Origin of the sequence: Leptolyngbya sp. GB1-A1 (assembly GCF_039962475.1) — a bacterium.
Taxonomy (GTDB): domain Bacteria; phylum Cyanobacteriota; class Cyanobacteriia; order Elainellales; family Elainellaceae; genus Leptolyngbya_A.
Genome location: NZ_JAMPLI010000008.1, coordinates 1 through 25692, shown reverse-complemented (window position 1 = coordinate 25692; position 25692 = coordinate 1). Strand labels below are relative to the sequence as shown.

The following is a 25692-nucleotide window of genomic DNA, read 5'->3' as shown; positions in this document are numbered from 1 at the left end:
CGATCTGGGGGACTTTCGTTTATTCCAGGAAAATGCCCTGTAAACACGACTTCATTGACCAGAATTAGCGAAAGCGACTTCTCAGCAGCAGCGAGTTTGTCACTACGCTGACCGAGCTAAACGCCATAAACGCTCCTGCCGTTGCCGGACTGAGGGCAATTCCTAAACTGGGCAGCAGTAGCCCTGCGGCGATCGGAATTCCCAGCAGGTTATAGATGAATGCCCAGAAGAGATTCTGCTGAATCTTGTTAAAGGTGGCGCGGCTGAGGCGAATCGACTCCACTACATCGCTTAGCCGATCGCGCATCAGCACAATGCCTGCCGACTCCATTGCCACATCAGTTCCCGAATACAGTGCGATTCCCACATCTGCCTGAGCCAGAGCAGGCGCGTCGTTGATGCCGTCTCCCACCATGCCGACTGTCCCCTGCTGCTGAAGCTGAGCGATCGTCTTTGCCTTCTCATCGGGCCGCACGTTTGCCAGCACAGCTTGTTCTGAGAGTCCAAGTTGTTTTGCTGCCGCCTGCGCTGCGGTTTGCTGATCCCCGGTCAGAAGCATGACGCGCAATCCCATAGATTTGAGGCGATCGACTGTTGCTTTGGCATCAGGTCGCAGGGCATCTTGAGCCGCGATCAGTCCGATCAGATCACGGTTGACCGCCACATAAACCAGCGATTTGCCTGCGGCTGTCAGGGTTTCAGCTTGAGTTTGGGCAGCTTGAGGGATTGCTACACCAGCGCGATCGAGCCATTGGGCATTCCCAACAATGACGCGATTTTGGTCTATCGTTGCTGCCACACCTAAGCCTGGCTCGGTTTGAAACTGGTCTGCCTGCAACAAAGGGAGTTCCTGCTGCTGTGCCTGCTGCTGGATTGCGATCGCTAACGGGTGCTGTGTGCCGCTTTCAACTGTGGCTGCAAGCTGAAGCAAGTTGTCTGCTGAAATATCGGCTGAGCTATCGGCTGTGACGGGCAAGCAATCGGTGACGAGCGGCTGACCCATTGTGAGCGTTCCGGTTTTGTCAAACACGATCGTTTTAAGCTGATGCACCTTTTCCAGCACATCGCCGCCGCGAATCAGCAAGCCCCGCTCTGCCCCAATGCCCGACCCAACCAGGATAGCTGTGGGGGTAGCAAGCCCAAGCGCACAGGGACAGGCAATCACCAGAACCGCGATCGCAAGCTTGAGGCTGAGCAAGAGCGGAGAAGTTGGCAGCTCGCCCATACCCGCCATGCCGCCGCTGTGCATTAGCGCATGGGATGCGCCGATCGCGTGATGTCCTAACTGCTGAATTTGTTCTGCCCATACCCGGCTGCCGATGAAATACCAGAAGCTAAAGGTGAGCGTAGCGATCGTCATCACGCCATAGGTAAAATAGCCTGCGACCGTATCCGCTACGCCCTGAATCGGAGCCTTGCGCGTTTGCGCCGTTTCCACCAGATTAATAATTTGCGCCAGCGTCGTGTCTTTGCCCGTGCGCGTCGCCCGAATTACGATCGCCCCAGACAAGTTAAGCGTCCCAGCAGCAACCAACTCGCCCGACTGTTTGAGCACCGGAACGGCTTCTCCGGTCAGCATCGACTCGTTCACCGTAGTTTGTCCCGCAATTACTTCGCCATCAACCGGAATCTTTTCACCCGGCAGCACTTGTAGCCATTCGCCCACCTTCACCTGACTGGCAGGAATTTCAGCTGCTGCGTTGGGAGCCAGCGTGGGAGAATCAGCCGGAATCAACCGAGCGATCGTGGGCTGGAGGTCAAACAAAGACTGAAGCGCAGCCGTTGCCCGACTTCTTGCCCCTTGCTCTAGCGATCGACCCAACAAAATAAAGCCCACCAGCATCACTGGCTCATCAAAGAAACATTCCCAGCCCAAGCGGGGAAACAGCAGCGCGATCAGGCTCGCCGTGTAAGCCGTCACGGTTCCCAGCCCGACCAGCGTATTCATATTCGGCGCATTTCGCCGCAAGCCGCGCCAGCCATCCACCAAAATCGATCGCCCCGGAAACAGCAGTGCCAGCGTTGCCAGTCCCCAGTGAAACCAGATATTGCTCAGTCCCGGGATCGATAGCCAGCCAAACTGGTGCAGATGCCCGGTCGCCGAGAGCACAACCAGCGAAATGGCAATCAGGGCACGACGAGTTTGCTGCCGCGTCTCCTGCTGCTGCCGTTCAGCGGGGGTCAGCCCATCAGGGGCGGCGGTGTCGCTCTGGCGCGACTGGCTGGGAAAGCCTGCCTGAGTTAGTTTTTCTGCCAGCACTGCGGAATCGATGCCCGGAGCGCATTCCACCACTGCCACTTCGGTGACGAGATTCACGATCGCATTTTTAACGCCTGCTTCTGACTTCAACGTATTTTCGACTGTCCGCACACAGCCTGCACATTTCATGCCGCTGACATCGAGCGTAAAGGTTTCCGAAGCGGATTCAGAGGGGGCAGAAGCGATCGATTTTTCGGGGATAAGCTGCATAAGCGATCGAAGTCAGAGAAACAAATCGGAAGTGATCTAACGCAATCAAGCTTCCATCTCCAGCCTAGCGAACCGCTACATAATTGGATACAGACGATCGGTTGATTTTAGCTTTTGCAAGATTTGTGCAAAATTTATGCAAGATTTGCGGCTGAGCAAATGTTTGAGCAGTTGCAGAAAGCAGTTGCAGAGATCCGGCATTGCCCACTAGACGAGCGCTAGATTTTTGTTTCTAGAAAAGTTTAGTCACTCCCTCAAACAATAGATTCCCGATCGGCGCAGCTTGCATTGCGGCTAATAGCTCGCCGGACGATAACCCGTGATGTAAGCGAACTCCGTAGTACAGCAAGAATCCTGAAAGTAGGAAACGCTGCCAGCGACGATTGTGCATCCAGCGTCCATAAACCGTGCGAATTCGACGCTGCATCCCCAGTTCCAGCAATAAATGCAGCGCGGCAATCAGCAGAATCAAAAACAAAAGCGGACCAAAGGCGTGATAGCCGATCGCCCCACTCCAATCGCGGCTTGTGACGGCTATAAAGGATCGCGTCATGCCGCAGGTGGGACAGGGAATTCCAGTCAGCGATCGGAGCGGACAAACGAGCCAGGAAATCTGATAGCTCCTACAAAGGAATGCCCCTGCGATCGGAGCAGTAACCACCGCGAGGCAAACCTGGCGCGATCGTCGTTCAGCAGCGGAAAGCGGCACAAGCGAAAGAGAAAACAGCATTAGTTAGCATCAGTTCGATAAGAGCGAACCCAGGTAGAAGCGAAATCCAGGCGAAACTGCCTGAACTGCCTAAACTGCCATCTCACTCGAAAGATTGAGTCCGAGGATATGACGATAGGCAGCGACGGTAGCACAGATCGTTAGGGGAGCGGTGACTAGCAAACCGATGCCACACAGCAGCACACCTGCTACGTTAACCAGAAACAGCAGGCTAGCAAAGCCCAGGAAGGAAAACCACTGCTTTGTGATCACCTTACGGCTTGTCTCGATCGCTTCCCAAAAGCCCAGCCTGCGCTCGACTACTAAAGGAATCGCAAAGTTATAGGCGATCGAAAGATAAATTCCGGGCAGCAGTGCCAGCAGACTGCCAATGAGCAGCAAAACAGCAACAGTCGGATTCGGGCTGAAAGGAATTGGAGTAGAAAGCGCGAAAGCTGGATTGCTCGCGAGCAACGCAATCAGACCCAACCCAAACAGAATAAAGAAGGGAATTAAGCTTAAAAGAATCAGCAAACCGGAGACGAGACTGGTCAGAAAGATAGGCAGAAATCGACCGTTCTGAAACCCCTTAAAAAAATCCCCGAAGGTCGTCTGCTGTTGCTTCAAGATCTTAAAAGCAACAAAAAGGAATCCAGCAAAAAGCGGAGCAGAAATAATCGAGCTAATCAGGCTTCCGATAGTGCGCCAGGCTGCTGCTACTCCGCTCAGTTGATCGGGATCAGAAACAAAGGCGGCAGGTCCGGTAAGGACAAGATTGATCAGAAAGCAGACGATCAAAAAACCGATAAATCCCCCCGCATTTTGCTTAAAAATTTCCCAGCCTTCACTGAGATAAGCGATCGGGGTGATCGTGTAGCCTTCTCGAATCAAGCTGTTGATATTTTTAGGAGAATCGTCAAACATCTATTAGTCCCAATGCTTTTATGAATGAACGCATTAAAATACTTGCATACACATCACTTGCATACACATCGCCAAATTATACTTGTCGCTCTTGCCACCCACCGAGAAGTGACAAATGATTAAACATTTTGTCTTTGCTGAGTTGGTAGAGGAAACTGCGACCTATTGCCCCATACAAACTTCCTGATTTTGCCGCTCATCCATTCGGTCATCAATTTAGTAAAATCAGGGTTTGGCAAGTGCAATTTAGACTGTGTAGAACTTATGGATGTCATTCCAGCGATCGACCTGCTAGACGGAAAATGTGTGCGGCTGTATCAGGGAGACTATGCCCAGTCTCAGGTGTTTGACGACAACCCGGTTGCAGTGGCGCAGCAGTGGGCAGAGCAGGGCGCAACCTGGCTGCATCTCGTCGATCTGGATGGGGCGAAGGCAGGGCATCCGGTCAATCAGCAGGCGATCGAGGCAATTGTGCAGGCAGTATCGATTCCGGTGCAGGTGGGCGGGGGCTTGCGCGATCGAGCGAGTGCGGCGGATTTGCTCCGTTTGGGCGTGCAGCGCGTCATTTTGGGAACGGTTGCTGTCGAACAGCCCGATCTGGTGCAGCAGCTTTGTCAGGAGTTTCCCGATCGCATCGTCGTCGGCATTGATGCCCGCAACGGCAAGGTTGCCACACGCGGCTGGCTGGAAACCTCAGCAGTCGAAGCTGTGACCCTGGCTCAGCAAATGGCAGGGTTTGGCGTTGCCGCAATTATCTACACCGATATTCATCGGGACGGAACGCTACAGGGCGCAAATTTGGACGCGCTGCGCGAGCTGGCGAATGCGGTGTCGGTTCCTGTGATTGCGTCGGGCGGGGTCAGTTCGGTGAATGACTTAATGCAGTTGCTTCGCCTGGAAGCGATCGGGGTGACAGGAGCGATCGTCGGACGTGCTCTTTATACCGGAGCCGTTTCGCTCAAGGAAGCCATTCGTGCAGTCGGTCAGGGTCGCTGGCAGGATGTGCCGCCCGATTTTGGTTCCACCCTTGCCTAAATGCACTGGTGCTTATTTTTTGCGTTTCTGAGGGGCAGTGGTGCGGGGCGTTGCTTTTGCCTTGGCAGCCGTTTTGGTTGCTGAAGCGGCTCGACCCCGACGACGGGAAGGCGAAACGATCTCAAGCACTGGCTCCACGATAGGAGCCTCAACGGGTGGGCTGGACACAGGCTGATTGCGACTCCGACGCGGCTTGGTGGCTGAATTGGCGCGTTTAACGATCGACAGATAGCGTTTCAGCGAAGAAGCAGTAATCCGAATGCCGCAGCTGGCCAGAACCGTCACAATTTCGTCGTAGGTATAGCCCCGCTGCATGGCGATCGTAATCGAGTCTTGAAGTTGATCGACTGCTTCGCGCAGCGACCAGGATTCTTTGGTTTTTTCTGGCAGGTCGGTCAATGTCAGGCTAACGGTTGCGAGGGCCCGCTGCGGAACGTTTGAAGAACCCCGCTTCTTCGTTTTGATCATGCTTGTCGCCGTATTCCCAGTCGCATTCCCAGCCGTATCTTTAGCCATATTCCTCGCCGTGCCTCTTGCCATATCTAGATTCCTACCCCAAAGTAATAAAATGTGATTTAGTGCCGTTGTAGAATCGATCGCAGGGATTGATTCTTCATTATCAATGCAGGATTCCCACAAATCAACTGAATTCTTTCAGTCCGTTTGGTTTAGAAATATTAATTCGTAAATCTCCTGACGCTTGCCGGGATGCTCATCCCATTGCCTGCCGTCCTATTACCTGCTGGATGCGATCGCAATTTCTACCTGTTTCAATCAATTCCATTCCCCGGCTAAAGCGATCGCACCTGCTGTCATGATTCTCTGGTTCGCTTTCGTCGCGTTGCGGCGGATGGTTTCGCTGCTTTGTCGGGTAATGTCTCAGGCGGTACTTCAGATAGCAGATCCGGTAATGTTTCGGGCAATGCTTCAGACAATGTTTCGGGTAATATGCTCAGGGCAACCGATGGAGTCGATTCAGCAGCAGAGGATTTACGCGAAGATTTGCGGGAAGAATTGCGCGAGGATTTGGGTTTGAGTAGTGCTGCGGGAAGTTTCAAATCATATCCGTGCTGTTGACAAACCGTTTGCAAATGCGTTATCTCGATCGTCGTCACACCCATTGCTGCCGCATCGCGAATCATATCCTGAGCAAGTTCCTGAATCGTGCCACCGCTAATGAGTAAGTGATCGGCTAAAAGTTGCCAGGGCATTCGTTCACTGACGGTCACCGAGGACGGAAAGGCACGCTGCCACAGCTTCAGCCGATCCATCGCCGCAGGCAGGGGCAATCTCAGCAAACCGTCCATTTGTCGCTGCCACTGAAGCTGTACCGAGGCTAGATGGGTGACATTAAAACAGGTCAGGGTAGCCAGCTTCGATCGCTCCTCAAGAAACCGATGAAGGGTGGCGATCGACAGCGTAGACGATCGGCTTAGCCACTTTTGCGCCGATTTAATCAGCACCACGGTAGGAGCGTACAGACTGATTTCTTTGAGAACTGCCGAATAATTTGCCGGATCGATCTGCGCTAAATCAACCGTGAATAATGGCACATCGAGCGCACTGGCAGCGGCAGCAGCGACGGTTGTTTTTCCCGTTCCAGGCTTGCCTGTAACCAGCGCAAATCGACCGATTCGTCCCAGGTCTGCCGCACCCAGGTTCCAAACTTCCTCTGCCTGCCTTTGTCCTGCAACCTGCTGCGTGAGATATTGCAGGGACGACAGACATTCTGGTGGCAAAACAACATCCGACCAGGCAACAGTCGCCGTCTGACGCTGAAGATAAACGCAGCGACTAATGACAGCAACCGGAGCCGCCGCTTTGGGGGCAGGAGGATGCAGCAGCGTATCAAGATCTGCCTGTGTGGGGTGAGTCGCCAGCAGATAGTTCACCAGGCGATCGGAGAGCTTGACCGGGCTACTGAGGCGAGTTTGCTCGGTGCAGGGCAGCAGGTTTACCAGTTCCGTCTTCAGCAGCGGCGAAGAATTTAGCAAGTGATAGCGAGCGGTATACCAGTCGGCATCGGTGCGGCAAAGCAATCGCAAAACCAGATCGAGCATCGGCAGATCGGGCTTCAGTCCGCCCTCGTTGCCCTGCAAAAATCGATAGAGCTGAGCAAAGCGGCGATTTACTTCTGGAGCAAGTGCCATCAGCACCAGATTTTTCTCAAATTCCGACAAGCGCAATCGATCGCGGAGCGCAGGCAACGCCAGAACATTTCCTTGCCGCTGACTGGCTTGAATCTGCGCCTCAAGCTGCTGGGGATAGGTCGATTTTGCGCTCGACTGGGGCTGGCGATGTTCGTCATAGGCGACATTAGTATCCAGCGAGATGATGCCCTTCCACCAATGACTTGTCGCACGATCGGCTGCGGTTTGGGAAAAGCGATCGATCTCTTTGGTGTCTTTGCGTTGTCGAGCAACTGCCAGCAGCAAGACTCGCTCTAACCACTGAAGCTCTGTTTTTAAATAAGCCCAGTTGTTTGCAAAGCCGTCTGCCTGTTCTCCGGGTATTGCCATGATGGGTAAGGGGGTTCTTAGGTGTGGGAGGAATGGATCTTAGCGAAAAGTAAAGTAGATGCGCTTCAATATTGTTTTGGCTTTATTCGAGCGTGGCTTTATTCGAATGCGCTCAACCCGATGCGAAGCCTGCACACAGGGATTAGAATTGAAATGCAAGATGCTAGTCCTAGTTTGAAGCAAATTTCTCCATGATGGAAGTTTTCGACATTAAACGCGAAGTCGAACAGTTGTCTGACCGCCTGGGTAAAACCCAGGACTATCTTTGACCTGCCTGCTCTCACCGCCAGAATTACTGACCTGGAGCAGGTCGCTGCCCAACCGGAATTTTGGGAAAACCAGGCGCAAGCACAGCGTACCCTTCAAGAGCTAAACGATCTCACATCTCACATCGAACAGCTCGATCGCTGGCAGTCTGCCCTCGAAGACACCAAAGCAATTCTAGAACTGCTGGAATTGGAATCTGATCAATCCCTGATTCAAGAAGCCGAAGCCAACCTGAATCGGCTCCAGCGCGAGCTTGACCAGTGGGAGCTTCAGCAGCTTTTATCGGGCGAATATGACGATCGCGGCGCAGTGCTCACGATCAACGCCGGAGCAGGCGGAACCGACGCGCAAGACTGGGCAGAAATGCTGCTGCGAATGTACACGCGCTGGGGCGAAGCACATGGCTATAAGGTGCATTTGACCGAAATTTCAGAGGGCGACGAAGCCGGAGTGAAATCTGTCAGCTTAGAAATCGACGGACGCTATGCCTACGGCTATCTCAAAGTCGAGAAGGGAACCCATCGCCTCGTCAGAATTTCCCCCTTCAACGCCAACGGCAAGCGGCAAACTAGCTTTGCAGGCGTAGAAGTGATGCCAATTCTGGATGAGTCAGTGACGCTCGACATTCCCGACAAAGACCTGGAAATTATCACCACGCGATCGGGCGGCAAAGGTGGACAAAACGTGAACAAAGTGGAAACGGCAGTCCAGATTCGCCACGTTCCCACCGGGCTAATGGTGCGCTGTACCGAAGAACGATCGCAGCTTCAAAACAAAGAGAAAGCTATGGCGCGTCTGAAGGCAAAGCTATTGGTCATTGCTCAGGAACAGCGAGCCAAAGAAATTGCCGATATCCGGGGCGATATCGTCGAGGCTGCCTGGGGCAACCAAATCCGCAACTATGTGTTTCATCCCTATCAGTTGGTCAAAGATCTGCGAACCAATCAGGAAACCACCGCGATCGACGATGTGATGAACGGTGAACTCGATTCGTTTATCGAAACCTGTTTGCGCCAGGAAAATCACCTCACCGAAGGAGCAAGCGTTTAGCAGAGGTTTTGCTTAGCTGCAGCGAGCTGACACCGTCCCCGCTGTTTCCCTCGCCTACTTCTGGAGGAGTGATATTAGGAGCGATCGCGTTTAGCAGGAAACTGCTATTGCCCCCGCCCTGGTTTGCAATCTGCAAAACCTAATGCCTCTGTATCGAGAAAACTGGCGATCGCCATCTCAATTACTGCCTCGATTGGATACTCAATCTCAGTAGCACGTTCAATCAGAGCCGTCCGAATTCGCTCAGGCAATCGTCCTAAAATGACTTCAGCATCCGCGGGAAAAAGTTGATCTTGAAGTTTGGCTTGCATGACATCACCTTTCAGTCGGGATCTGGGCGTTGTAAGGGGGTTCGGTGGCTCTTAGAATAATGGCTTCTAGCTCCAATAGTAACGCGGGGTTCCCCCAATGAGAAATGACCTGTACTGCAATCCGTACGTCTTCATCATTATATTGGTCTAGCCATGCCCACAAAAAAGCTTTATGCCCGCCCCTAACGCGATCGCGTTTAGTAGGATGCAATTGCCCCTACTGTTCTCCCTAAAGTTGCTGTTCAGCGGCTGAAAATAACTTTGGCAAACATCCCAATGACTTTTGACAATCCGCTGCCACAGCGTTGTTCTGCCAATATTGGCAAATTGTAGCGCTTAAGTATACGATTGGCACGACCTTTAACCTATTGAATGTTTTGAATTTCTTTCAACAGACATACAAAATCGTACGGAATAAGGGACGGCACATCATCAATTACCTTCGCGATGATCTCCAATTTCAATTGAGATTCTTTTTGAAACCGCTTCAGCTCTTGAAAGGCATTTTTCAAATTTGTTTCTAGACTATGCCCTTGAGTATAAAGAAACCATTTGGGCAAACTTATGATTTGTCCACCGAGGTATTGGCATGACAATTTGTCATCCTCGGCTTTTGAAGATATATGAAGCTTTACTTTATTTACTACGAAATCAGCTATTTCCTGAAGCCGAGTGTTGTCGAAAGTGACAAAGTTGGTATAGTTTTCATGCATACTAAGCCCAATTTCACTTCGTTCTATCCACTTCTCTCGCAAAAGGAAAGCTGCAACAAGAACTGGATCAAGAATATAATTTTCGATGCTATAGCGGTTTCCTTTACCAAGAACTTTAATGCGCTCGTTGCCACAATTGGTTAAATCCCAGTCAATAATTCCGTAGACTGTTCGACTGCCGCCATTTTTCAGTTTATTAACAACATCTTTTACTTGCTCACAATTACCGCTTCCTCCTGCTCCAGATGCGATGAAATTAAGCGACACTTCGGGTATCAAATGCTCCCTTAGCTTCTCATACAATCGTTCATAGAACTGAACATCATAATGGCTTTCGACAAACACTTGACGACGATTCTCATAATCTATACTTAAGGTTGGAACCCCAGTAGTCAAAATGGACAAAGCTTTATCCTTCGTAGTCTTTTGCATCCGTCTTTGATCAGTCTTATACATTGCGTATAGAGATTCCTCTGGAGCAAGAGCTACCGTGGAAGGTGAATGTGTAGTTAGAATCACCTTAATACCATGGCGATTAACCAAAACATCTTGAATAGTAGTTAAAAGAGATTGGGTCATTGAAGGGTGTAAAGGTGCATCAATCTCATCAAATAATAGAATCTTTGGATAATCTACAATTTGACGACGATCTCCTGCATAGTAAAGACACAATGCAAAAGACATTAATACTCTTTCGCCCGAAGACAGATCGTTAAACTTTACTTGTGAGTTCCTTATTTTATCAGTGAGAATTGGCTCATAGGGTCGATCATCATATCTCGGTGGATGGTTAATCCTAAAATCGAGATTTGCCGCTTCAAGAACACTATTTACAAAATCCCAAGGTGGTTCACCATATCTATCCACGAACTCCTCATTAGTTAAAAAAGTGACATCTTCACCATCGAAATTCGCAACATACCTATTTCGATTTTTGAGCCAGTTGCTTTGATAGTCAGCAAAGAGACGACCAAATGATTGTTGAAACATATCAATAGGTTGCCAACTGCTGGGAAAGTGATCATAAAAATCATTTTCCTCAAAAGCAATAAAGGGCTTATTAGTATTCTTTTGAAAGAGGCTAACTAGCCGTGATCTATTATTAGGATCATTTTGTGTAAATCTAGCGGCTACATTTTGAGTTGTACTAGAGGTGGCACTCTGAATTGCTTGGACAATTTGATTTGCTTGCTCTGGAGTACTACCTGTCAAAATTAGTTTTTCTGGTGTGAGGCTTATGATCTCACTTATCTCAAGTTTGTCCAAATCAAATCGATTCAATTGCTGAAGAGTTTGAGAAATTTGAGGTCGATATTCTTGTATATACTGAGAAAATTCATTCCAAAATCCATGTCTTTCTTGAGTGATTTGATAAGGTGCAAAAGCACCTGTATCTTGTGGAATGAGGTTTGTCCAATCAAATCTACGAATAGGACGTGTCTGATTTGTCTGATTGTTTATTACAATATCGTCAATTTGCATTGAGCCATTTTCAATTGCCTCTAGCAGATGACTCTTTCCTGCACCATTCACCCCTGTAAGAACCACGAAATTAGGTAGTTCTGTGTCTGGGAAAGAAGCTATTGATTTGTGAACCCTGAGAAACGACAATCTCATAGTGTTTGTCAATATTCAAAAATATGCAGACAAGTTACAAATTCTTAGGCTGAGTGCCCATGCTGGAATCATGTGTTTAAATCTTATACAATCTGCACACATCGGCAGAACTACTGATTGGGCTGAATGTTTCCGCCTAAGATTCTGGATTAGCGATATAGGCAAAAATATTTCCGTCTAAGATCCTTGGCTGTATAGACAGAACGATTCAAGTATAACTATCCCTCCGATCGATCGTCCCTATCTACCGCGTTCTCATGAAGTTTTGGGAAAAGACAATTCTGATTGAGGGGTCGCCTTTCATCAGTCAAATTGTTCAAATCGTTATCTTTAGAGTTGCGTTTTGCGCCGATCGCCCCAGCAACTTGTCCTTCAACCCACAGGTTAGCGATCGCCCCACCCAGATGATTGAGCTATCCTGATCCATAGCAGGCTTTACTTTTTCCCTATTTGTCCTATGGTTTCCAGTCCTCAGCAAGAAGCGAAATCGATCGCCACCGGAATGCTGCGTCGCGTTCATCATATTGCGTTGAATGTTCGTGATATGGCGGCATCGCGTCACTTTTATGGCAACGTGCTGGGGCTGCGGGAGTTGACCGGGGCAGAAGTACCCGAAACGCTGAAGGAACTGTTTGAGAAAGGCGAAGCGGCAAACTTTGAAACGCCGGACGGAACGATCGTTGATTTGTTCTGGAAGCCAAACCTGCTGCCGCCCAACCCTGACCCCAGCAAGTGCTTTACTCGTGCCGGACATCTGGCATTTGATATCAACCCAGACTTATTTGATCATGCGGTTGAAGTGCTGCGGCAAAACGAGATTGCGATCGATCACGGTCCCGTCAGCCGTCCGACCGGAAGAGGGATTTATTTTTATGATCCCGATGGCTTTTTAGTCGAGATTCGCTGCGATCCAAAGGGATAGTGCGATCTATATAGTTAAAGAGCGGAAATCTGGCTGGGCGATCGTCCAATTCAGTCCGGCAGTTTCCCCTGTCCAGAACTCCTCACAATCTGTTGGTCGAGCTACGGTAGGAATAGAGCGAAAAATGTTTCAATGAAGATTCTGGGTGGTGCGTGTCACCCCAAGTTTTGCTGCCAGGAGACCAGGAGAAGTTAGGAAGATGGATGAAGCTTATCGGAACCACGTTGCAGAGCGATCGGCGTTAGGAATTCCACCTCTGCCGCTCGATGCGGAGCAAACCTCTGGTTTGTGCGAACTGCTCAAAAATCCTCCGGCAGGTGAGGAAGCGGTTTTGCTGAGTTTGCTGCGCGATCGCGTTCCGCCCGGAGTCGATCAGGCGGCTTATGTAAAGGCAGGTTTTTTGACCGGCGTTGCAAAGGGTGAAATTACGAGTCCCCTGGTGTCTGCTCTGGATGCAGTGGAGCTGCTAGGCACCATGATGGGTGGATATAATGTGCAGTCGCTGATCGATCTGCTGCAAGTTGAAAATGCTGAAATTGCAAGCGCAGCAGCAAAGGCTTTAAGCAGAATTCTGCTGGTGTACGATGCCTTTCATGACGTGCAGGAACTCGCCGAACAGGGCAACGGCAATGCTCAGCAGGTGATGGAATCCTGGGCGAATGCAGACTGGTTTACCACTCGTCCCGAACTGGCGGAATCGATCACAGTGACGGTGTTTAAGGTTCCGGGCGAAACGAATACCGATGATTTGTCTCCGGCAACCCACGCGACAACTCGCCCCGATATTCCGCTTCATGCCTTGGCAATGCTGGAAACTCGCCAACCGGGAAGCCTGGAGACGATCGCCCAACTCAAGCAAAAAGGCCATCCCGTCGCTTATGTGGGGGATGTCGTGGGAACCGGGTCTTCCCGTAAATCAGCCATTAACTCCGTGCTATGGCACATCGGACAGGACATTCCCTTCGTGCCCAATAAGCGATCGGGTGGCTATGTGCTGGGCGGCAAGATTGCGCCGATTTTCTTCAACACCGCCGAAGATTCGGGCGCGTTGCCGATCGAGTGCGATGTGTCGCAAATGGAAACCGGGGATGTGATTACGATCTATCCCTACAAAGGCGAAATTCAGAATGAATCGGGTGAGACGATCGCCACCTTTAAACTGAAGCCGGACACGATTTTGGATGAAGTACGGGCAGGCGGACGAATTCCCCTGCTGATCGGTCGGACGCTGACGGATAAGGCACGGGTGGCACTGGGCTTAAGTGTGAGCGATCGCTTCATTCGCCCATCTCCGCCGAAAGACACGGGCAAAGGCTATACCCTGGCGCAGAAAATGGTCGGCAAAGCCTGCGGTTTAGAGGGTGTGCGACCGGGAACTTCCTGTGAACCCATGATGACGACTGTGGGATCGCAGGACACCACCGGACCTATGACCCGCGACGAACTGAAAGAGCTGGCTTGCCTCGGCTTCAGTGCCGATCTGGTCATGCAGAGCTTCTGCCATACGGCGGCATATCCCAAACCTGTAGATATCAAAACTCACCACGAACTGCCGGACTTTATCACCCAGCGCGGTGGCGTTTCCCTGCGTCCAGGCGATGGCATTATCCACTCCTGGCTAAACCGGATGCTGCTGCCAGATACAGTGGGCACAGGCGGTGACTCCCATACTCGCTTCCCGTTGGGCATCTCTTTCCCGGCAGGTTCGGGACTGGTGGCGTTTGCGGCAGCGTTGGGCGTAATGCCTCTGGATATGCCGGAATCGGTGCTCGTGCGGTTTACGGGTCAATTGCAGCCCGGTGTGACGCTACGCGATATCGTGAATGCGATTCCCTACGTGGCAATGCAACAGGGCAAACTCACCGTTGAGAAGCAAAACAAAAAGAACGTCTTCTCCGGTCGCATCATGGAAATGGAAGGACTGCCCGACCTGAAACTAGAGCAAGCCTTTGAGCTGACCGATGCAACCGCAGAAAGATCCTGTGCGGGTTCAACGATCGCCCTCAGTACCGAAACCGTTGCCGAATATCTGCGATCGAATGTCGCCCTGCTAAAAAATATGGCGGCGCGGGGCTACGGTGATGCCCGAACCATTCTGCGGCGCGTGGCAAAAATGGAGCAATGGCTGGCAAATCCGTCGCTGATGGAAGCCGATCAAGATGCCGAATACGCTGATGTGATCGAGGTCGATCTGGATCAGATCAAAGAACCGATCGTCGCCGCTCCCAATGATCCCGATAACATCAAACTGATGTCGGAATGTGCAGGCGATCCGATTCACGAAGTGTTTATTGGCTCCTGCATGACCAACATCGGGCACTATCGCGCCGCCGCCAAGATCCTCGAAGGGGCAACCTCCACCAACGTTCGCCTCTGGATCGCGCCGCCAACTCGTATGGACGAAAAGCAGCTCCGCGAAGAAGGCGTTTACGATGTCTTCAATGCCGTCGCAGCCAGAACCGAAATGCCCGGATGCTCGCTTTGTATGGGCAACCAGGCGCGAGTAGAAGATGGCGTCACGGTCTTCTCGACTTCAACGCGCAACTTCAACAACCGCATGGGCAAAGATGCCAAAGTCTATCTCGGCTCAGCGGAACTGGCAGCAGTCTGTGCCCTGCTTGGTCGGATTCCCACGGTTGAAGAGTATCAGGCGATCGTTCAGGATAAAATTAATCCCTTTGCGGCAGACCTGTATCGCTACCTCAACTTCGACCAGATCACCGGGTTTGAAGATGAGGGTCGTGTGATTCCCCTAGAGGAAATGCCCCGGATCGAGGACATCCTGGGAATGCCGACCACTGCCCGATAGTGCGGGCAACCTCGTCTAGACTCTCGTTGTCATCAAGCAAGGTAATCAAGCAAGCAGGGGCAGTACCCGATCGATTCGATCTAAGGTATTGCCCCTTATGCTATTGCCCCTTATGCTATTGCCCCTCATGATTTGACTCTTGATTGGCTTTATTTCTTGATTGACTTTATTGCGGGATCAAAGTCCCCCAAAATTGGGGAATTTAGGGGGCTGAAACGCCCAGAAGCCTACCAGAAAAACTACGGCACCCCTAGAAAACTACGGCACCACCAGAACTGGGCAGGGCGAGAGATTAATCACTCGATTGGTCACGCTCTCTGACGCGCCTTCTTCGGTCAGGCCCAGCCCGCGACAGCCCATAATAATCAAATTGGCTTCGACCTCGTCTGCCACATCGCAGATCACAAACGCCGGAATTCCTTCCCGTTCAATGACCTCGGATTCGATGCCCTGCTGCTGAAATAGGGCTTTTACTTCGGTAAGCAGTTTGGCGATCGCTTCCGGTGAGGTCATTTCGCGATTACCTCCGTGGGGGAACTGCTTCGCATCGGCGGTTGTAGCCGCTTCTCCTACTTCTAAAGACTCCACCACCGAGAGCAGCACCAGCCGACTGCTGTAGGTTTTGACGAGGTTCACCACCGTATCTACCGCTTCCCGCGATTCACGGCTCTGGTCTACCGGGAATAGTACATTTTTGAACATTGTCCCTCCTGTTCTAATCCTGGCTTCTGATTCTGGCTTTTGATTCTGGCTTTTCAAAAAAACGAACTTGCGATCAGACGTTTTCCCAGAGAAATCCTGAAAACCAAGGGCTTACACTGCAATGAGTTCTGCATCTAGTGTACTAGAGTCACAGGCTACAGATTTTTTTCGGAAAATTTGGTCAAGAAAATGCGATCGTTTTTTAGAAATGCTCCATAAGACTTTACAATGCTAATAGGTAAAAAGACTCATTAAAGGGAGTTCAAGCGGTGGCAAAAAAAGCTCTGAATAGTTTATCTGCTGCGGATTTATCAGGAAAGCGCGTTTTTGTACGAGTTGACTTCAACGTGCCTCTGGATGAGCAGGGCAAGATTACAGATGACACTCGGATTCGTGCCGCGCTCCCGACCATTCAATATCTCACCTCTAACGGGGCAAAGGTAATTCTTGCCAGCCACTTTGGTCGTCCCAAGGGCAAAGTCGTAGACAGTATGCGGCTCACCCCGGTTGCCACTCGTTTATCTGAGTTGCTGGGTCAGTCCGTGACCAAGTGCGATGACTGTATTGGCGATGCAGTTGCTAGCACGATCGCAGGCATGAAAGACGGCGATGTCGCCCTGCTGGAAAACGTTCGCTTTTATGCTGAAGAAGAAAAGAACAATCCCGAATTTTCTCAAAAGCTGGCATCAGTTGCCGATCTCTATGTAAACGACGCTTTTGGAACTGCGCACCGCGCCCATGCTTCCACCGAAGGCGTGACTCACTACCTCAACCCCAGCGTTGCAGGTTTTCTGATCGAAAAAGAATTGCAGTATTTGCAGGGCGCGATCGAAGAACCTCAGCGGCCTCTGGCAGCTATCATCGGTGGTTCCAAGGTTTCTAGCAAAATCACTGTGATTGAAACCCTGCTAGAGAAAGTAGACAAGCTGCTAATCGGCGGCGGTATGATCTTCACGTTCTATAGGGCACGCGGCTTGAGCGTCGGCAAATCCCTGGTTGAAGATGAGTATGTAGAACTGGCACAAAAGCTGGAAGCCAAAGCAAAGGAAAGAGGCGTTGAGTTGGTGCTGCCCACTGATGTCGTCGTTGCCGATAACTTTGCCCCCGATGCCAATGCCCAAACCGTCAGCATCAGCAACATTCCCGATGGCTGGATGGGTCTGGATATCGGTCCCGACTCGATCAAGCAGTTTGAATCCGCTCTGGCAGACTGCAAGACCGTGATCTGGAATGGTCCAATGGGCGTGTTTGAGTTCGACAAGTTCGCCAAGGGCACAGAGGCAGTCGCAAAGAGCCTAGCGACCCTGACCGGAAAGGGAGCCAGCACGATCGTTGGTGGTGGAGATTCAGTAGCAGCAGTCGAGAAAGTCGGCTTGGCAGACCAGATGAGCCACATTTCCACAGGGGGTGGAGCTAGCCTGGAACTGCTGGAAGGCAAAGTGTTGCCCGGTATCGCCGCGCTGAACGATGCTTAATTGAATCTCCTGGCTGGTGTTCCTTTAGAGAAACGCCTTGAGAGAAACGTTAGTAGAGAAGTGAAGCAACGGACTGAGTAGGATTTCTGCTCAGTCTTTTTCTTGCAGTGTTCCTGGATGGTGCAACAGGTTTGGCATTCCCCGAACACCCAGCTCCTCATGCGATCGACGGGTACGACTAATCTACATATCCCAGCCCCAGGAGCAGAGATAGAAGCAAATTTGTCGCTAGAGCGATTGCGCCAAAGCCACAGCCCAGACAAAGAAACCTCTGAATCGATTGATTGGTGCGGAGCCAGAGCAAAATCGCGGCGGCAACTGCCAGAAGGATTGAAACAACCTGAACAATCTGCATGATCAGATACGAGTATCCCTGCTGCGAAAACATGTCGGCTAAACCCAGGAGACTTAGTAGGTGATTAGAATTCCAGGTCAGCGACCACCAGCAAAGGCTAAAAATTGCTGCACTGGTGCTAATGCTAAGCAGGCTCTTACTGAAACGATTTAAGCTGCTCCAGAGTAAAAGCGCAGTGGTCAACATTGTGATCACGCCAGTCACGATCGCGCTTCCACTCACAACCGAGCCCCAGCTCTCCGGGGTAAATCCATAAGGGGTCACAAGCGTGTAAGGAACTCGCCCCAGCCAACTTCCGATTAATTGATACATTCCAATGCCGCAGGCAAAGCTAGCAAAGCTCTTGCTCAGATTGCCAGGGTGGAACCAGGTGAAGAGAGCAGCACTGATCCCGGCTGCCAGTGAGAGTCCAGTGCTAATCCACAGCAGGCGGAGTTCACCCAGCCGCACCAGCACATTCATGCTCCAGTACTCTTGCCGAATTGCCTGAATTTGCTGAGAACTCAATCCCAGGTTCTTGATTTCATACATCTGTGCCAGGATAGGGGCATAATTTAGCCCTGTGTCCTTGCACTCAACCGATCGCCCGCCATACTCAGCACGACAATTGCTGAAATCGTATTTATAGTCCTTTCCTTTAGTCAGGCGGAGGGCTAGCAAACGGTCTTGAAGTTCTGTCTGACACTGAAATTGCTGCCCAGTTTCTGTACAGGTAAAGATCCGATTGGGTAAGCGAACGGTACTGTTTTGCTCGGTGCGAATCGACAGACTGGCAAAAGGAGTATTGGGCACGCTTGGCGCATTCTGCAAGAGCAGCAGCAGAAACGCGCTAATTAGTACAATCCAGAGGCTAAATAAAAATCTTGAAAGGAATAATACGGCTTGACGCATTGCTTCTAGCTGCCTTGCTTATGTGGTTGAATCGATGCCCCTCACGCCTTAGAAGTTCCAATCAATTTGATTATTGCGGTTTGATTCACGTTATCTTTTCACTTCATGTAATCTTTAGAAGCAAAGGACGAGTTACACGACCTCCGGACAACTTTTATCACATTATTATTTTCATGCTTCGTATTGTTTCCCTCATTCCTAGCGCAACGGAAATTGTTCACCGGTTAGGACTCACCGATGCTCTGGTGGGCCGATCGCATGAGTGCGACTATCCGCCGCAGGTGAAAGATTTGCCCGTCTGTACCGAGCCGAAATTTAATCCCGAAGGAACGAGCCAGGAAATCCACGATCGCGTCACCGATCTACTCCAGTCTGCTTTGAGCGTGTATCGCGTCAAAACCGAAGTCCTAGAACAGCTCCAGCCAACGCACATTTTGACGCAGGCGCAGTGCGAAGTTTGTGCGGTCAGTTTGGCAGATGTGGAGCAAGCCGCTGGAACCCTGATGAGCAGTCAGCCGCAAATTATTTCCCTTCAGCCCAATCAGCTCTCGGAACTCTGGACAGACCTCGATCGCGTAGCGGCAGCCTTTGGCATTTCGGCGGCAGGATTAACGGCATCGCTACAGCAGCGAATCGATCGCTGTACTGAAAAAACACGATCGCTCACCGAAAAAGAACGACCAACGATTGCCTGTATCGAATGGATCGAACCCTTGATGGCAGCAGGCAACTGGATTCCAGAGCTGGTGGAACTGGCAGGCGGACGATCGCTTTTTGGAACCGTCGGACACCATTCGCCCTGGCTGCAATGGCATGATTTGATTCAGGCAAATCCTGAGGCGATCGTGATCATGCCCTGTGGTTTTGATTTGGAGCGCACCAAGCAGGAAGCCAAAATTTTGCAGCAGCATCCCGACTGGGCTGGGCTACGGGCAGTGAAAAACGATCGCGTTTACATCACAGATGGCAATCAGTATTTCAACCGTCCGGGACCACGCCTCGTAGACTCGCTGGAGATTCTGGCAGAAATTCTGCACCCTGATCGATTTAATTTTGGGTATTTAGAGCAGGGATGGCAACCGTTTCGATAGGAGTGGCAAGGTTCAAAGTCCCCCAGTTTTGGGGGATTTAGGGGGCTGCAAAACTCGAAGCTCGCTTAGACTCATGTGCCTACAGTTGTTGACGCAAGGGAAATAGATGATGCAAGAGAAATAGATCGAGCCGCATCAAAACTCAGTCATCAGTAGGGCACTATCATCACCTTTAACTATTTTTAAGTACGAAGCGGCAATCTCATTTTTGTTAAGAGTTGCAAATTTTTTTTGAATTTATGTTAAGTTTATCTACATCAAGGTTGATCCTGAGTGAGGTTTGAGTCGTTATGGAAAGTCAACAGTCTAAGTTTGGTTTTACCCAGTTTGCTGAAACCTGGAATGGTCGTCTGGCAATGCTGGGTTTTGTCATCGGAGTCGCAACTGAGTTCCTCACCGGTCAGGGCATCCTGTCTCAGCTTGGTCTGATGTAATTCGTTCTTATCCTCTAGTTTCTTAATCCATCTTTCAGAAATCCTTAGTGGGGGAGCCAAGTCGGTTCCCTTTTTCTTTGCGTCAATTTTCTGCCGATCGCAGAACTATACCCTCACAAAATATTCATAAACAACTTTGCCGATAGGAATAACTTTGCCTACAGGAATCAATAAAGATAGGTAGAGAGATCCGATCTCTTTTCCAGCAGACGGCTCCAGTAAAATGAGATTAATCGAAAGAGAAAGAAGCATTGTTCAAACTCATTTAAGGCTGCCGGTCTTGAAGCGGCATGATGAGCACGATCGTGACATTGAACAATTCGTTTAACAAACTCGTAAAACGGTGAAGGGAAGCGATGGGATTTTTTGATTCTGAAATTGTTCAGCAGGAAGCCAGAAACCTGTTTGAGGACTACCAATCGCTCATGCGGCTGGGATCAGACTATGGCAAGTTCGATCGTGAGGGCAAAAAAATTTACATCGAAAAAATGGAAGAAATGATGGACCGCTATCGTGTGTTTATGAAGCGGTTTGAGCTATCAGAAGACTTCATGGCGCAGATGACGGTTGAGCAGCTCAAAACCCAGCTGGGCCAGTTTGGTGTGACGCCGCAGCAGATGTTTGACCAGATGCACATGACCCTGGAGCGGATGAAGGCAGAGCTAGAAAGAACTTCTTGACCAAGCAGGAGTTAAAGACCAAGCTCATTACCTGCCAGGGAAACAGCTTTGCATCGCTAGAGGGACGGAGTACAGTAGAACTGAAGCTTCACAGAATTATCTGCTTTTTTCTGATTCCTGCTGCTTCGGTGCAACCCCGACTCCTCACTTCATAATGCGCGATTTTCTCAAACAAATCCTGGCTACGATCATTGGACTGGCTCTTTTCTCTGCGATGAGCGTGGGCGGTTTGGCGGCTCTGCTGTTTGCGGTGGCTTTTTTTCCGCGGGATACTGCCCCTGAGGTTGAAAATAGCTCCATGCTGACGCTCAATTTATCTCAGCCGATCAGCGATGGGCAGAGCGATGAAGGCAATGTTCTCAGCGAAGCACTCTCTGGCAATCGATCGCCCCAAACCCTTCCGCTCCGAACCGTGCTGACGACGATCGAGCGAGCTGCCCAAGACGATCGCATTGCCGGAATTTATTTGTCGGGCGATGTTACCTCGGCTGGGCTGGGCTCGGGCTATGCCACGCTGCGAGAAGTCCGGCAGGCACTCCAGAAATTTCGCGATGCCGGAAAGCCGATCGTGGCGTATGACGATACGGGCTGGTCAGAGCGCGGCTATTATCTGGCATCGGTGGCAAATACCATTTTGCTGAATCCGTCAGGACAGCTAGGGATCAATGGGTTTAACTTCGAGACGACCCTCTACGGCGGCGCGCTGCAAAAATACGGCATTGGCGTGCAGCCGCTTCGAGCCGGAAAATTTAAATCAGCCGTTGAACCGTTTGTGCGAAGTGCGATCAGCCCTGAAAACCGGGTAGAAACCCAAAAGCTGCTGGCAGACCTGTGGAGCGAGTTTCTGACGACCACCGCAAAGAGCCGCAAAGTAACCCCGCAGCAGCTTCAGAAGATTGCCGATCAGCAGGGCATTTTGCTACCGGAACAAGCGCAGACAGCTAAGCTGGTCGATCGCCTTGCCTACGATGACGAAGTGACCGCCGAACTGCATAAAATCACAGGCGAAAAGGATCAAGATTCCTTCCGCCAAATTGACATTGAAGAGTACGCCGAAGCAACGGTTGGGGACGAAAAGCAGCAGGGCGACAGAATTGCAGTTGTTTACGCTGAGGGCAATATTGTCAGCGGTCGCGGCGGTGCGGGGACAATCGGGGGCGATCGGCTGGCTTCAACCCTGCGAGACATTCGGCAGGATGATGACATCAAAGCAGTCGTGCTGCGAATCAACAGTCCAGGCGGCAGCGCAACGGCTTCGGATTTGATTGCCAGAGAAGTACTGCTGCTGAAAAAAGAGAAGCCTGTGGTTGTGTCGATGGGCAGCTATGCAGCATCGGGCGGTTACCAGATCGCGACCAATGCTAACCGGATTTTTGCTTCGCCCACCACGGTGACGGGATCGATCGGCGTGTTTGGGGTGCTGCCCAACTTCCAAAAAATTGCCAACGCGAACGGCATTACCTGGGACACTGTCAAGACCGGCCGCCTCGCTGATCTAGACACGATCGCCCGCCCCAAAACTCCGGAAGAGCTGCGAATTTTGCAGGGAGTGGTCAATCGCCTCTACGATCGCTTTATCACGCTGGTTTCCACGTCTCGATCGCTACCCAAGCAGCGCGTGGCGGAAATTGCCCAGGGTCGAGTCTGGTCGGGAGCGGAAGCCAAGCGAATTGGCTTGGTCGATGAAATTGGCGGTATCGAGGACGCAATCCAGGCAGCCGCTAAGGAAGCTAAACTGGGCGACGACTGGCAGACTGAGGAATACCCGCGCCAGCGATCGTTTGAGGAGCGGGTTTTGTCTCAGTTCAGCAGCCGCCTTCTCACCCACGTTCTGCCCCCCGCCGAAACCCTGACGGATCCGCTCAGCGTCAAAGTGCAGGAAATTCGTGAGGACTGGGATACGCTGCGATCGCTCAACGATCCGCTGGGGATGTATAGCCGTCTGCCTTTTACACCGATGATTGATTAGATAAGGGATGATTGATAGGGCGATCGGGGTTTAGAAGGAGCGGCTCGGATGATAACTCCAGCTTTGCAACCGTTCCTAAAACTCAGCATTGAGCGGCGTACGCGGGAACGGAATCACGTCTCGAATATTCGTCATGCCCGTCATGAACTGCACCACCCGCTCAAACCCCAAGCCAAAGCCCGCATGGGGAACCGTACCAAATCGCCGCAGATCGAGATACCACCAGAGTTCTTCTTCGGGTAGACCAAGCTGCTGAATTCGACGCTGAAGCACTTCAAGCCGTTCTTCCCGCTGCGAACCGCCCACGATCTCACCGATTTTAGGCGCGAGGATATCCATTGCCCGCACCGTTTTTTCGTCGTCGCTGAGACGCATATAAAAGGCTTTGATTTGTGCCGGATAGTCGGTGACAATCACGGGCTTTTTGAACAGGTCTTCGGCGAGATAGCGTTCGTGTTCGGACTGCAAATCTAAACCCCAGGAAACGGGGAATTCAAACTTGCGGTCGGCTTTTTCCAGCAGCGCGATCGCATCCGTATAAGTAATGCGTTCAAATTCATTGTTGATAATATTGTCAGCAGTAGCGAGAACAGAATTATCAATGCGCTGGTTAAAGAATTCCATATCTTCAGGGCAATGCTCCAGCACATAGCGAAAGATATGTTTGAGGAAGGCTTCGGCAAGATCCATGTTATCGATGAGATCACAAAAAGCCATTTCCGGCTCCACCATCCAGAACTCTGCTAAGTGACGCGAAGTGTTTGAGTTTTCAGCGCGGAAGGTTGGACCAAACGTATATACATTGGTGAACGCCATTGCCATGATTTCTGCTTCAAGCTGACCGCTGACGGTGAGGAATGCCCGTCTGCCAAAGAAATCCTGGCTATAGTCGATCTCACCCGCATCAGTTTTAGGAACCTGTTTTAGATCCAGGTTAGTAACGGTAAACAGTTCCCCTGCGCCTTCACAATCGTTTGCGCTGATAATCGGCGTATGTACCCAGAGGAAGCCCCGCTCTTGAAAGAACTGGTGGATTGCCGTTGAGCAGGCATTTCGCACCCGAAAAACTGCCCCGATCGTATTCGTGCGTGCCCGCAGATGGGCAATATCGCGCAGAAACTCAAACGAGTGCCGCTTTTTCTGTAAGGGATAAGTTTCGGCATCCGCTTCGCCATAAACCGTGATCGAGGAAGCCTGTAGCTCAATTCGCTGCCCCTTGCCTGGAGAAGGAACCAGCACACCGTCGATCGCCACAGACGCGCCTGTGTTTAACCTGCGAACCGCTTCTGCATAGCCCGGTAAATCCTGATTTAGAATCGCCTGAAGCCCTGCCATCGAAGACCCATCGTTGACTTCGACAAAGGTAAATTCTTTCTGTTCGCGCTTTGTCCGAACCCAGCCCTGAATCGTTACAGTTTCATCAGGCTGTCCATGTCTGAGCAGGTCTACAATACGGCGGATAGTCATAGGATCAGGTCAATCAGTGAATAAAGAATTCAACCACGATTCAGTGCGTCGAGAGCCATTGCTCTGCTTGTCTCTTCTTAAGATATCGCAATCCTTTTTGGTTTCTAAAGCAGTGCAGAAGTAATCCCAATTCTGTAGAGCCGTGGGACAGATCCCGTAGAAGCTACTTTTTGCCGGAGGATATCGGAGCAGAAGATACCAGAGCAGATGTGGGAAGAGTAACCATACTCCCTTTTCACACCCCCTGTAAATACTGAAGCGATCGATTGATCTTCAAATCTCAGGAATATCCAGAAATATTTCTGTTTGAGGCAAATCACTTCACCTTTCGATCGTCATCACTTTCCCCGTACGGTAAACGCTCTATCGTCAGATGGATTCTGGTTCGCCCTCGGAACTCTTATCCGGGTCAGCCTGTCCTTCTGGATAAAGCATTTTGTTCACCCTTTGCAAATTGCGTCTAAAAACTGAGCCCAAACCTGCAATTTCCTGCCCTACCGATGCCATCTCTGAGTTCAACCTGATGAGTTCAAATTGAACCTCTAGGCATCAAGCGATCCTGCTTTCAGTTCGCACCACGGATCAATGTTTTTGATGAACTTCCGACTCACTCACTGAGATCAATTTAATTAGCAACTCAATTAACAGCGCTCGTTGATCTATCTTTTGCCGTCGCTGTCATTATTTCCGATAGGGTGCAGCCTTTCACCAAAAGTTCCGACATCTAGTTCGACCCCAGGTTGAATTGAACCTGTGAATTTTATTCTCTCTTTTGCCCCTAAAGCCCCCCGGAGTTTTATGATGTCAATTACTCGCGATTTTAACTTCTTTTCCTCCTTGTCAAACCTTTTTTCTTCTGATTCATTCCCGCTAACACCAGAACAATTTGAGGATAGTTCTACGCTGGAGGAGACGATCGCGAATGCAGCGGTTGTTGAAAAAGCAATCCAGCCAGGAAAGCCGGGTCGCGTTAAATATCAAGGGGTGTGGTGGTCTGCTCGCTGCCTGGAAAACATCACGCTCCTGCCAGAACAAACCGTTACTGTTGTAGGACGGATGAACCTGACGCTGCTCGTTCAACCCACACCACAACAAGCTTAATTGCGAAATCTCTCCTACGATTACCTCTTCGGGAACCTGCGAAACACTTAATTCTGATTAGAACGTAATAGACTTGTCGGGAAATAAGCAAGAATAGAAGGCAGAAATGGGATAAGCAAATGCTGGATATTGAACGGGTGCTGACACAAGACCGCTTGCTGCGCGCTTTAACTGGCTTGAA

Annotated in this window: 21 protein-coding genes and 1 pseudogene; 11 read left to right on the top strand and 11 right to left on the bottom strand. The window is 50.7% G+C overall.

The features are described from left to right. Positions 1-64: 64 nt before the first annotated feature. From NDI45_RS10710 to NDI45_RS10700, 3 genes are all read right to left on the bottom strand, one after another. Positions 65-2470, bottom strand: a complete 2406-nt coding sequence (locus NDI45_RS10710; RefSeq protein ID WP_348247299.1) for a heavy metal translocating P-type ATPase — start codon at positions 2468-2470, stop codon at positions 65-67. 232 nt (positions 2471-2702) lie between these two features. Next, positions 2703-3200, bottom strand: a complete 498-nt coding sequence (locus tag NDI45_RS10705; RefSeq protein WP_190794423.1) for a DUF2752 domain-containing protein — start codon at positions 3198-3200, stop codon at positions 2703-2705. Positions 3201-3269: 69 nt separating this feature from the next. After that, positions 3270-4103, bottom strand: coding sequence for a DUF975 family protein (locus NDI45_RS10700; protein ID WP_348247298.1), 834 nt, complete (start codon positions 4101-4103; stop codon positions 3270-3272). 264 nt (positions 4104-4367) lie between these two features. Between NDI45_RS10700 and hisA the strand changes: the two genes are divergently transcribed. Beyond that, positions 4368-5138, top strand: a complete 771-nt coding sequence (gene hisA / locus NDI45_RS10695; protein ID WP_190794421.1) for a 1-(5-phosphoribosyl)-5-[(5-phosphoribosylamino)methylideneamino]imidazole-4-carboxamide isomerase — start codon at positions 4368-4370, stop codon at positions 5136-5138. A 12-nt stretch (positions 5139-5150) separates the two neighbouring features. Here hisA and NDI45_RS10690 read toward each other — a convergent pair whose 3' ends face one another. Both NDI45_RS10690 and NDI45_RS10685 read right to left on the bottom strand, forming a co-directional pair. After that, a complete protein-coding gene (locus tag NDI45_RS10690; RefSeq protein ID WP_348247297.1) occupies positions 5151-5678 on the bottom strand; it encodes a hypothetical protein in 528 nt (175 codons plus the stop codon). 272 nt (positions 5679-5950) lie between these two features. Further along, on the bottom strand, positions 5951-7657 hold the full coding sequence (locus NDI45_RS10685) for an AAA family ATPase (protein ID WP_348247296.1): 1707 nt from the start codon (positions 7655-7657) through the stop codon (positions 5951-5953). A 194-nt stretch (positions 7658-7851) separates the two neighbouring features. On the opposite strand from NDI45_RS10685, the gene prfB reads away from it, so the two are divergent. Continuing rightward, positions 7852-8974 (top strand): peptide chain release factor 2 gene (gene prfB / locus NDI45_RS10680; protein WP_190794426.1). Its coding sequence is split into 2 segments (ribosomal slippage): positions 7852-7923 and positions 7925-8974, totalling 1122 coding nucleotides; the frame shifts between segments, so codons are not numbered across the junction. 104 nt (positions 8975-9078) lie between these two features. Here prfB and NDI45_RS10675 read toward each other — a convergent pair. The 3 genes and pseudogenes from NDI45_RS10675 to NDI45_RS10665 all read right to left on the bottom strand — a co-directional run bounded on the left by NDI45_RS10675 (position 9079) and on the right by NDI45_RS10665 (position 11546). Beyond that, positions 9079-9285: a hypothetical protein gene (locus tag NDI45_RS10675; RefSeq protein ID WP_190794418.1), complete on the bottom strand. Its 207-nt coding sequence runs from the start codon at positions 9283-9285 to the stop codon at positions 9079-9081. 4 nt (positions 9286-9289) lie between these two features. Continuing rightward, positions 9290-9466, bottom strand: a pseudogene (locus tag NDI45_RS10670) (GIY-YIG nuclease family protein); the annotation flags it as partial. 184 nt (positions 9467-9650) lie between these two features. Next, entirely contained in the window at positions 9651-11546 is a 1896-nt protein-coding gene (locus NDI45_RS10665) for an AAA family ATPase (RefSeq protein ID WP_348247295.1), read from the bottom strand. A 326-nt stretch (positions 11547-11872) separates the two neighbouring features. Here NDI45_RS10665 and NDI45_RS10660 point away from each other — a divergent pair, with 326 nt between their 5' ends. The 3 genes from NDI45_RS10660 to acnB all read left to right on the top strand — a co-directional run bounded on the left by NDI45_RS10660 (position 11873) and on the right by acnB (position 15346). Beyond that, entirely contained in the window at positions 11873-12037 is a 165-nt protein-coding gene (locus tag NDI45_RS10660; RefSeq protein WP_348247294.1) for a hypothetical protein, read from the top strand. A gap of 35 nt (positions 12038-12072) precedes the next feature. Beyond that, positions 12073-12537 carry a VOC family protein gene (locus tag NDI45_RS10655; RefSeq protein WP_348247293.1) on the top strand — a complete coding sequence of 155 codons (465 nt, stop codon included), beginning with the start codon at positions 12073-12075 and terminating at the stop codon, positions 12535-12537. Positions 12538-12736: 199 nt separating this feature from the next. Next, positions 12737-15346, top strand: coding sequence for a bifunctional aconitate hydratase 2/2-methylisocitrate dehydratase (gene acnB, locus NDI45_RS10650; protein WP_348247292.1), 2610 nt, complete (start codon positions 12737-12739; stop codon positions 15344-15346). 258 nt (positions 15347-15604) lie between these two features. On the opposite strand, the gene NDI45_RS10645 is transcribed toward acnB, so the two are convergent. Continuing rightward, positions 15605-16048 (bottom strand): universal stress protein, encoded by a 444-nt coding sequence (locus NDI45_RS10645; RefSeq protein WP_190792629.1) that lies wholly within the window; start codon positions 16046-16048, stop codon positions 15605-15607. A 269-nt stretch (positions 16049-16317) separates the two neighbouring features. Between NDI45_RS10645 and NDI45_RS10640 the strand changes: the two genes are divergently transcribed. Next, positions 16318-17523, top strand: coding sequence for a phosphoglycerate kinase (locus tag NDI45_RS10640; protein WP_348247291.1), 1206 nt, complete (start codon positions 16318-16320; stop codon positions 17521-17523). A gap of 178 nt (positions 17524-17701) precedes the next feature. Here the strand turns inward: NDI45_RS10640 and NDI45_RS10635 are convergent, their stop codons facing one another. Then, positions 17702-18769, bottom strand: a complete 1068-nt coding sequence (locus NDI45_RS10635; RefSeq protein ID WP_348247290.1) for a hypothetical protein — start codon at positions 18767-18769, stop codon at positions 17702-17704. A gap of 173 nt (positions 18770-18942) precedes the next feature. Here NDI45_RS10635 and NDI45_RS10630 point away from each other — a divergent pair, with 173 nt between their 5' ends. From NDI45_RS10630 to sppA, 4 genes are all read left to right on the top strand, one after another. Further along, complete coding sequence (locus NDI45_RS10630) at positions 18943-19860, top strand: cobalamin-binding protein (RefSeq protein ID WP_348247289.1); 918 nt, start codon at positions 18943-18945, stop codon at positions 19858-19860. 290 nt (positions 19861-20150) lie between these two features. Next, complete coding sequence (locus NDI45_RS10625; protein WP_190792633.1) at positions 20151-20294, top strand: chlorophyll a/b-binding protein; 144 nt, start codon at positions 20151-20153, stop codon at positions 20292-20294. Between the two features lie 356 nt (positions 20295-20650). Further along, complete coding sequence (locus NDI45_RS10620; RefSeq protein ID WP_190792634.1) at positions 20651-20974, top strand: DUF1825 family protein; 324 nt, start codon at positions 20651-20653, stop codon at positions 20972-20974. A gap of 154 nt (positions 20975-21128) precedes the next feature. Further along, on the top strand, positions 21129-22943 hold the full coding sequence (gene sppA, locus NDI45_RS10615; protein WP_348247288.1) for a signal peptide peptidase SppA: 1815 nt from the start codon (positions 21129-21131) through the stop codon (positions 22941-22943). 75 nt (positions 22944-23018) lie between these two features. On the opposite strand, the gene asnS is transcribed toward sppA, so the two are convergent. Next, a complete protein-coding gene (asnS, locus tag NDI45_RS10610; protein WP_348247287.1) occupies positions 23019-24410 on the bottom strand; it encodes an asparagine--tRNA ligase in 1392 nt (463 codons plus the stop codon). An 837-nt stretch (positions 24411-25247) separates the two neighbouring features. On the opposite strand from asnS, the gene NDI45_RS10605 reads away from it, so the two are divergent. Beyond that, a complete protein-coding gene (locus NDI45_RS10605) occupies positions 25248-25511 on the top strand; it encodes an NfeD family protein (RefSeq protein ID WP_348247286.1) in 264 nt (87 codons plus the stop codon). Positions 25512-25692 lie beyond the last annotated feature (181 nt).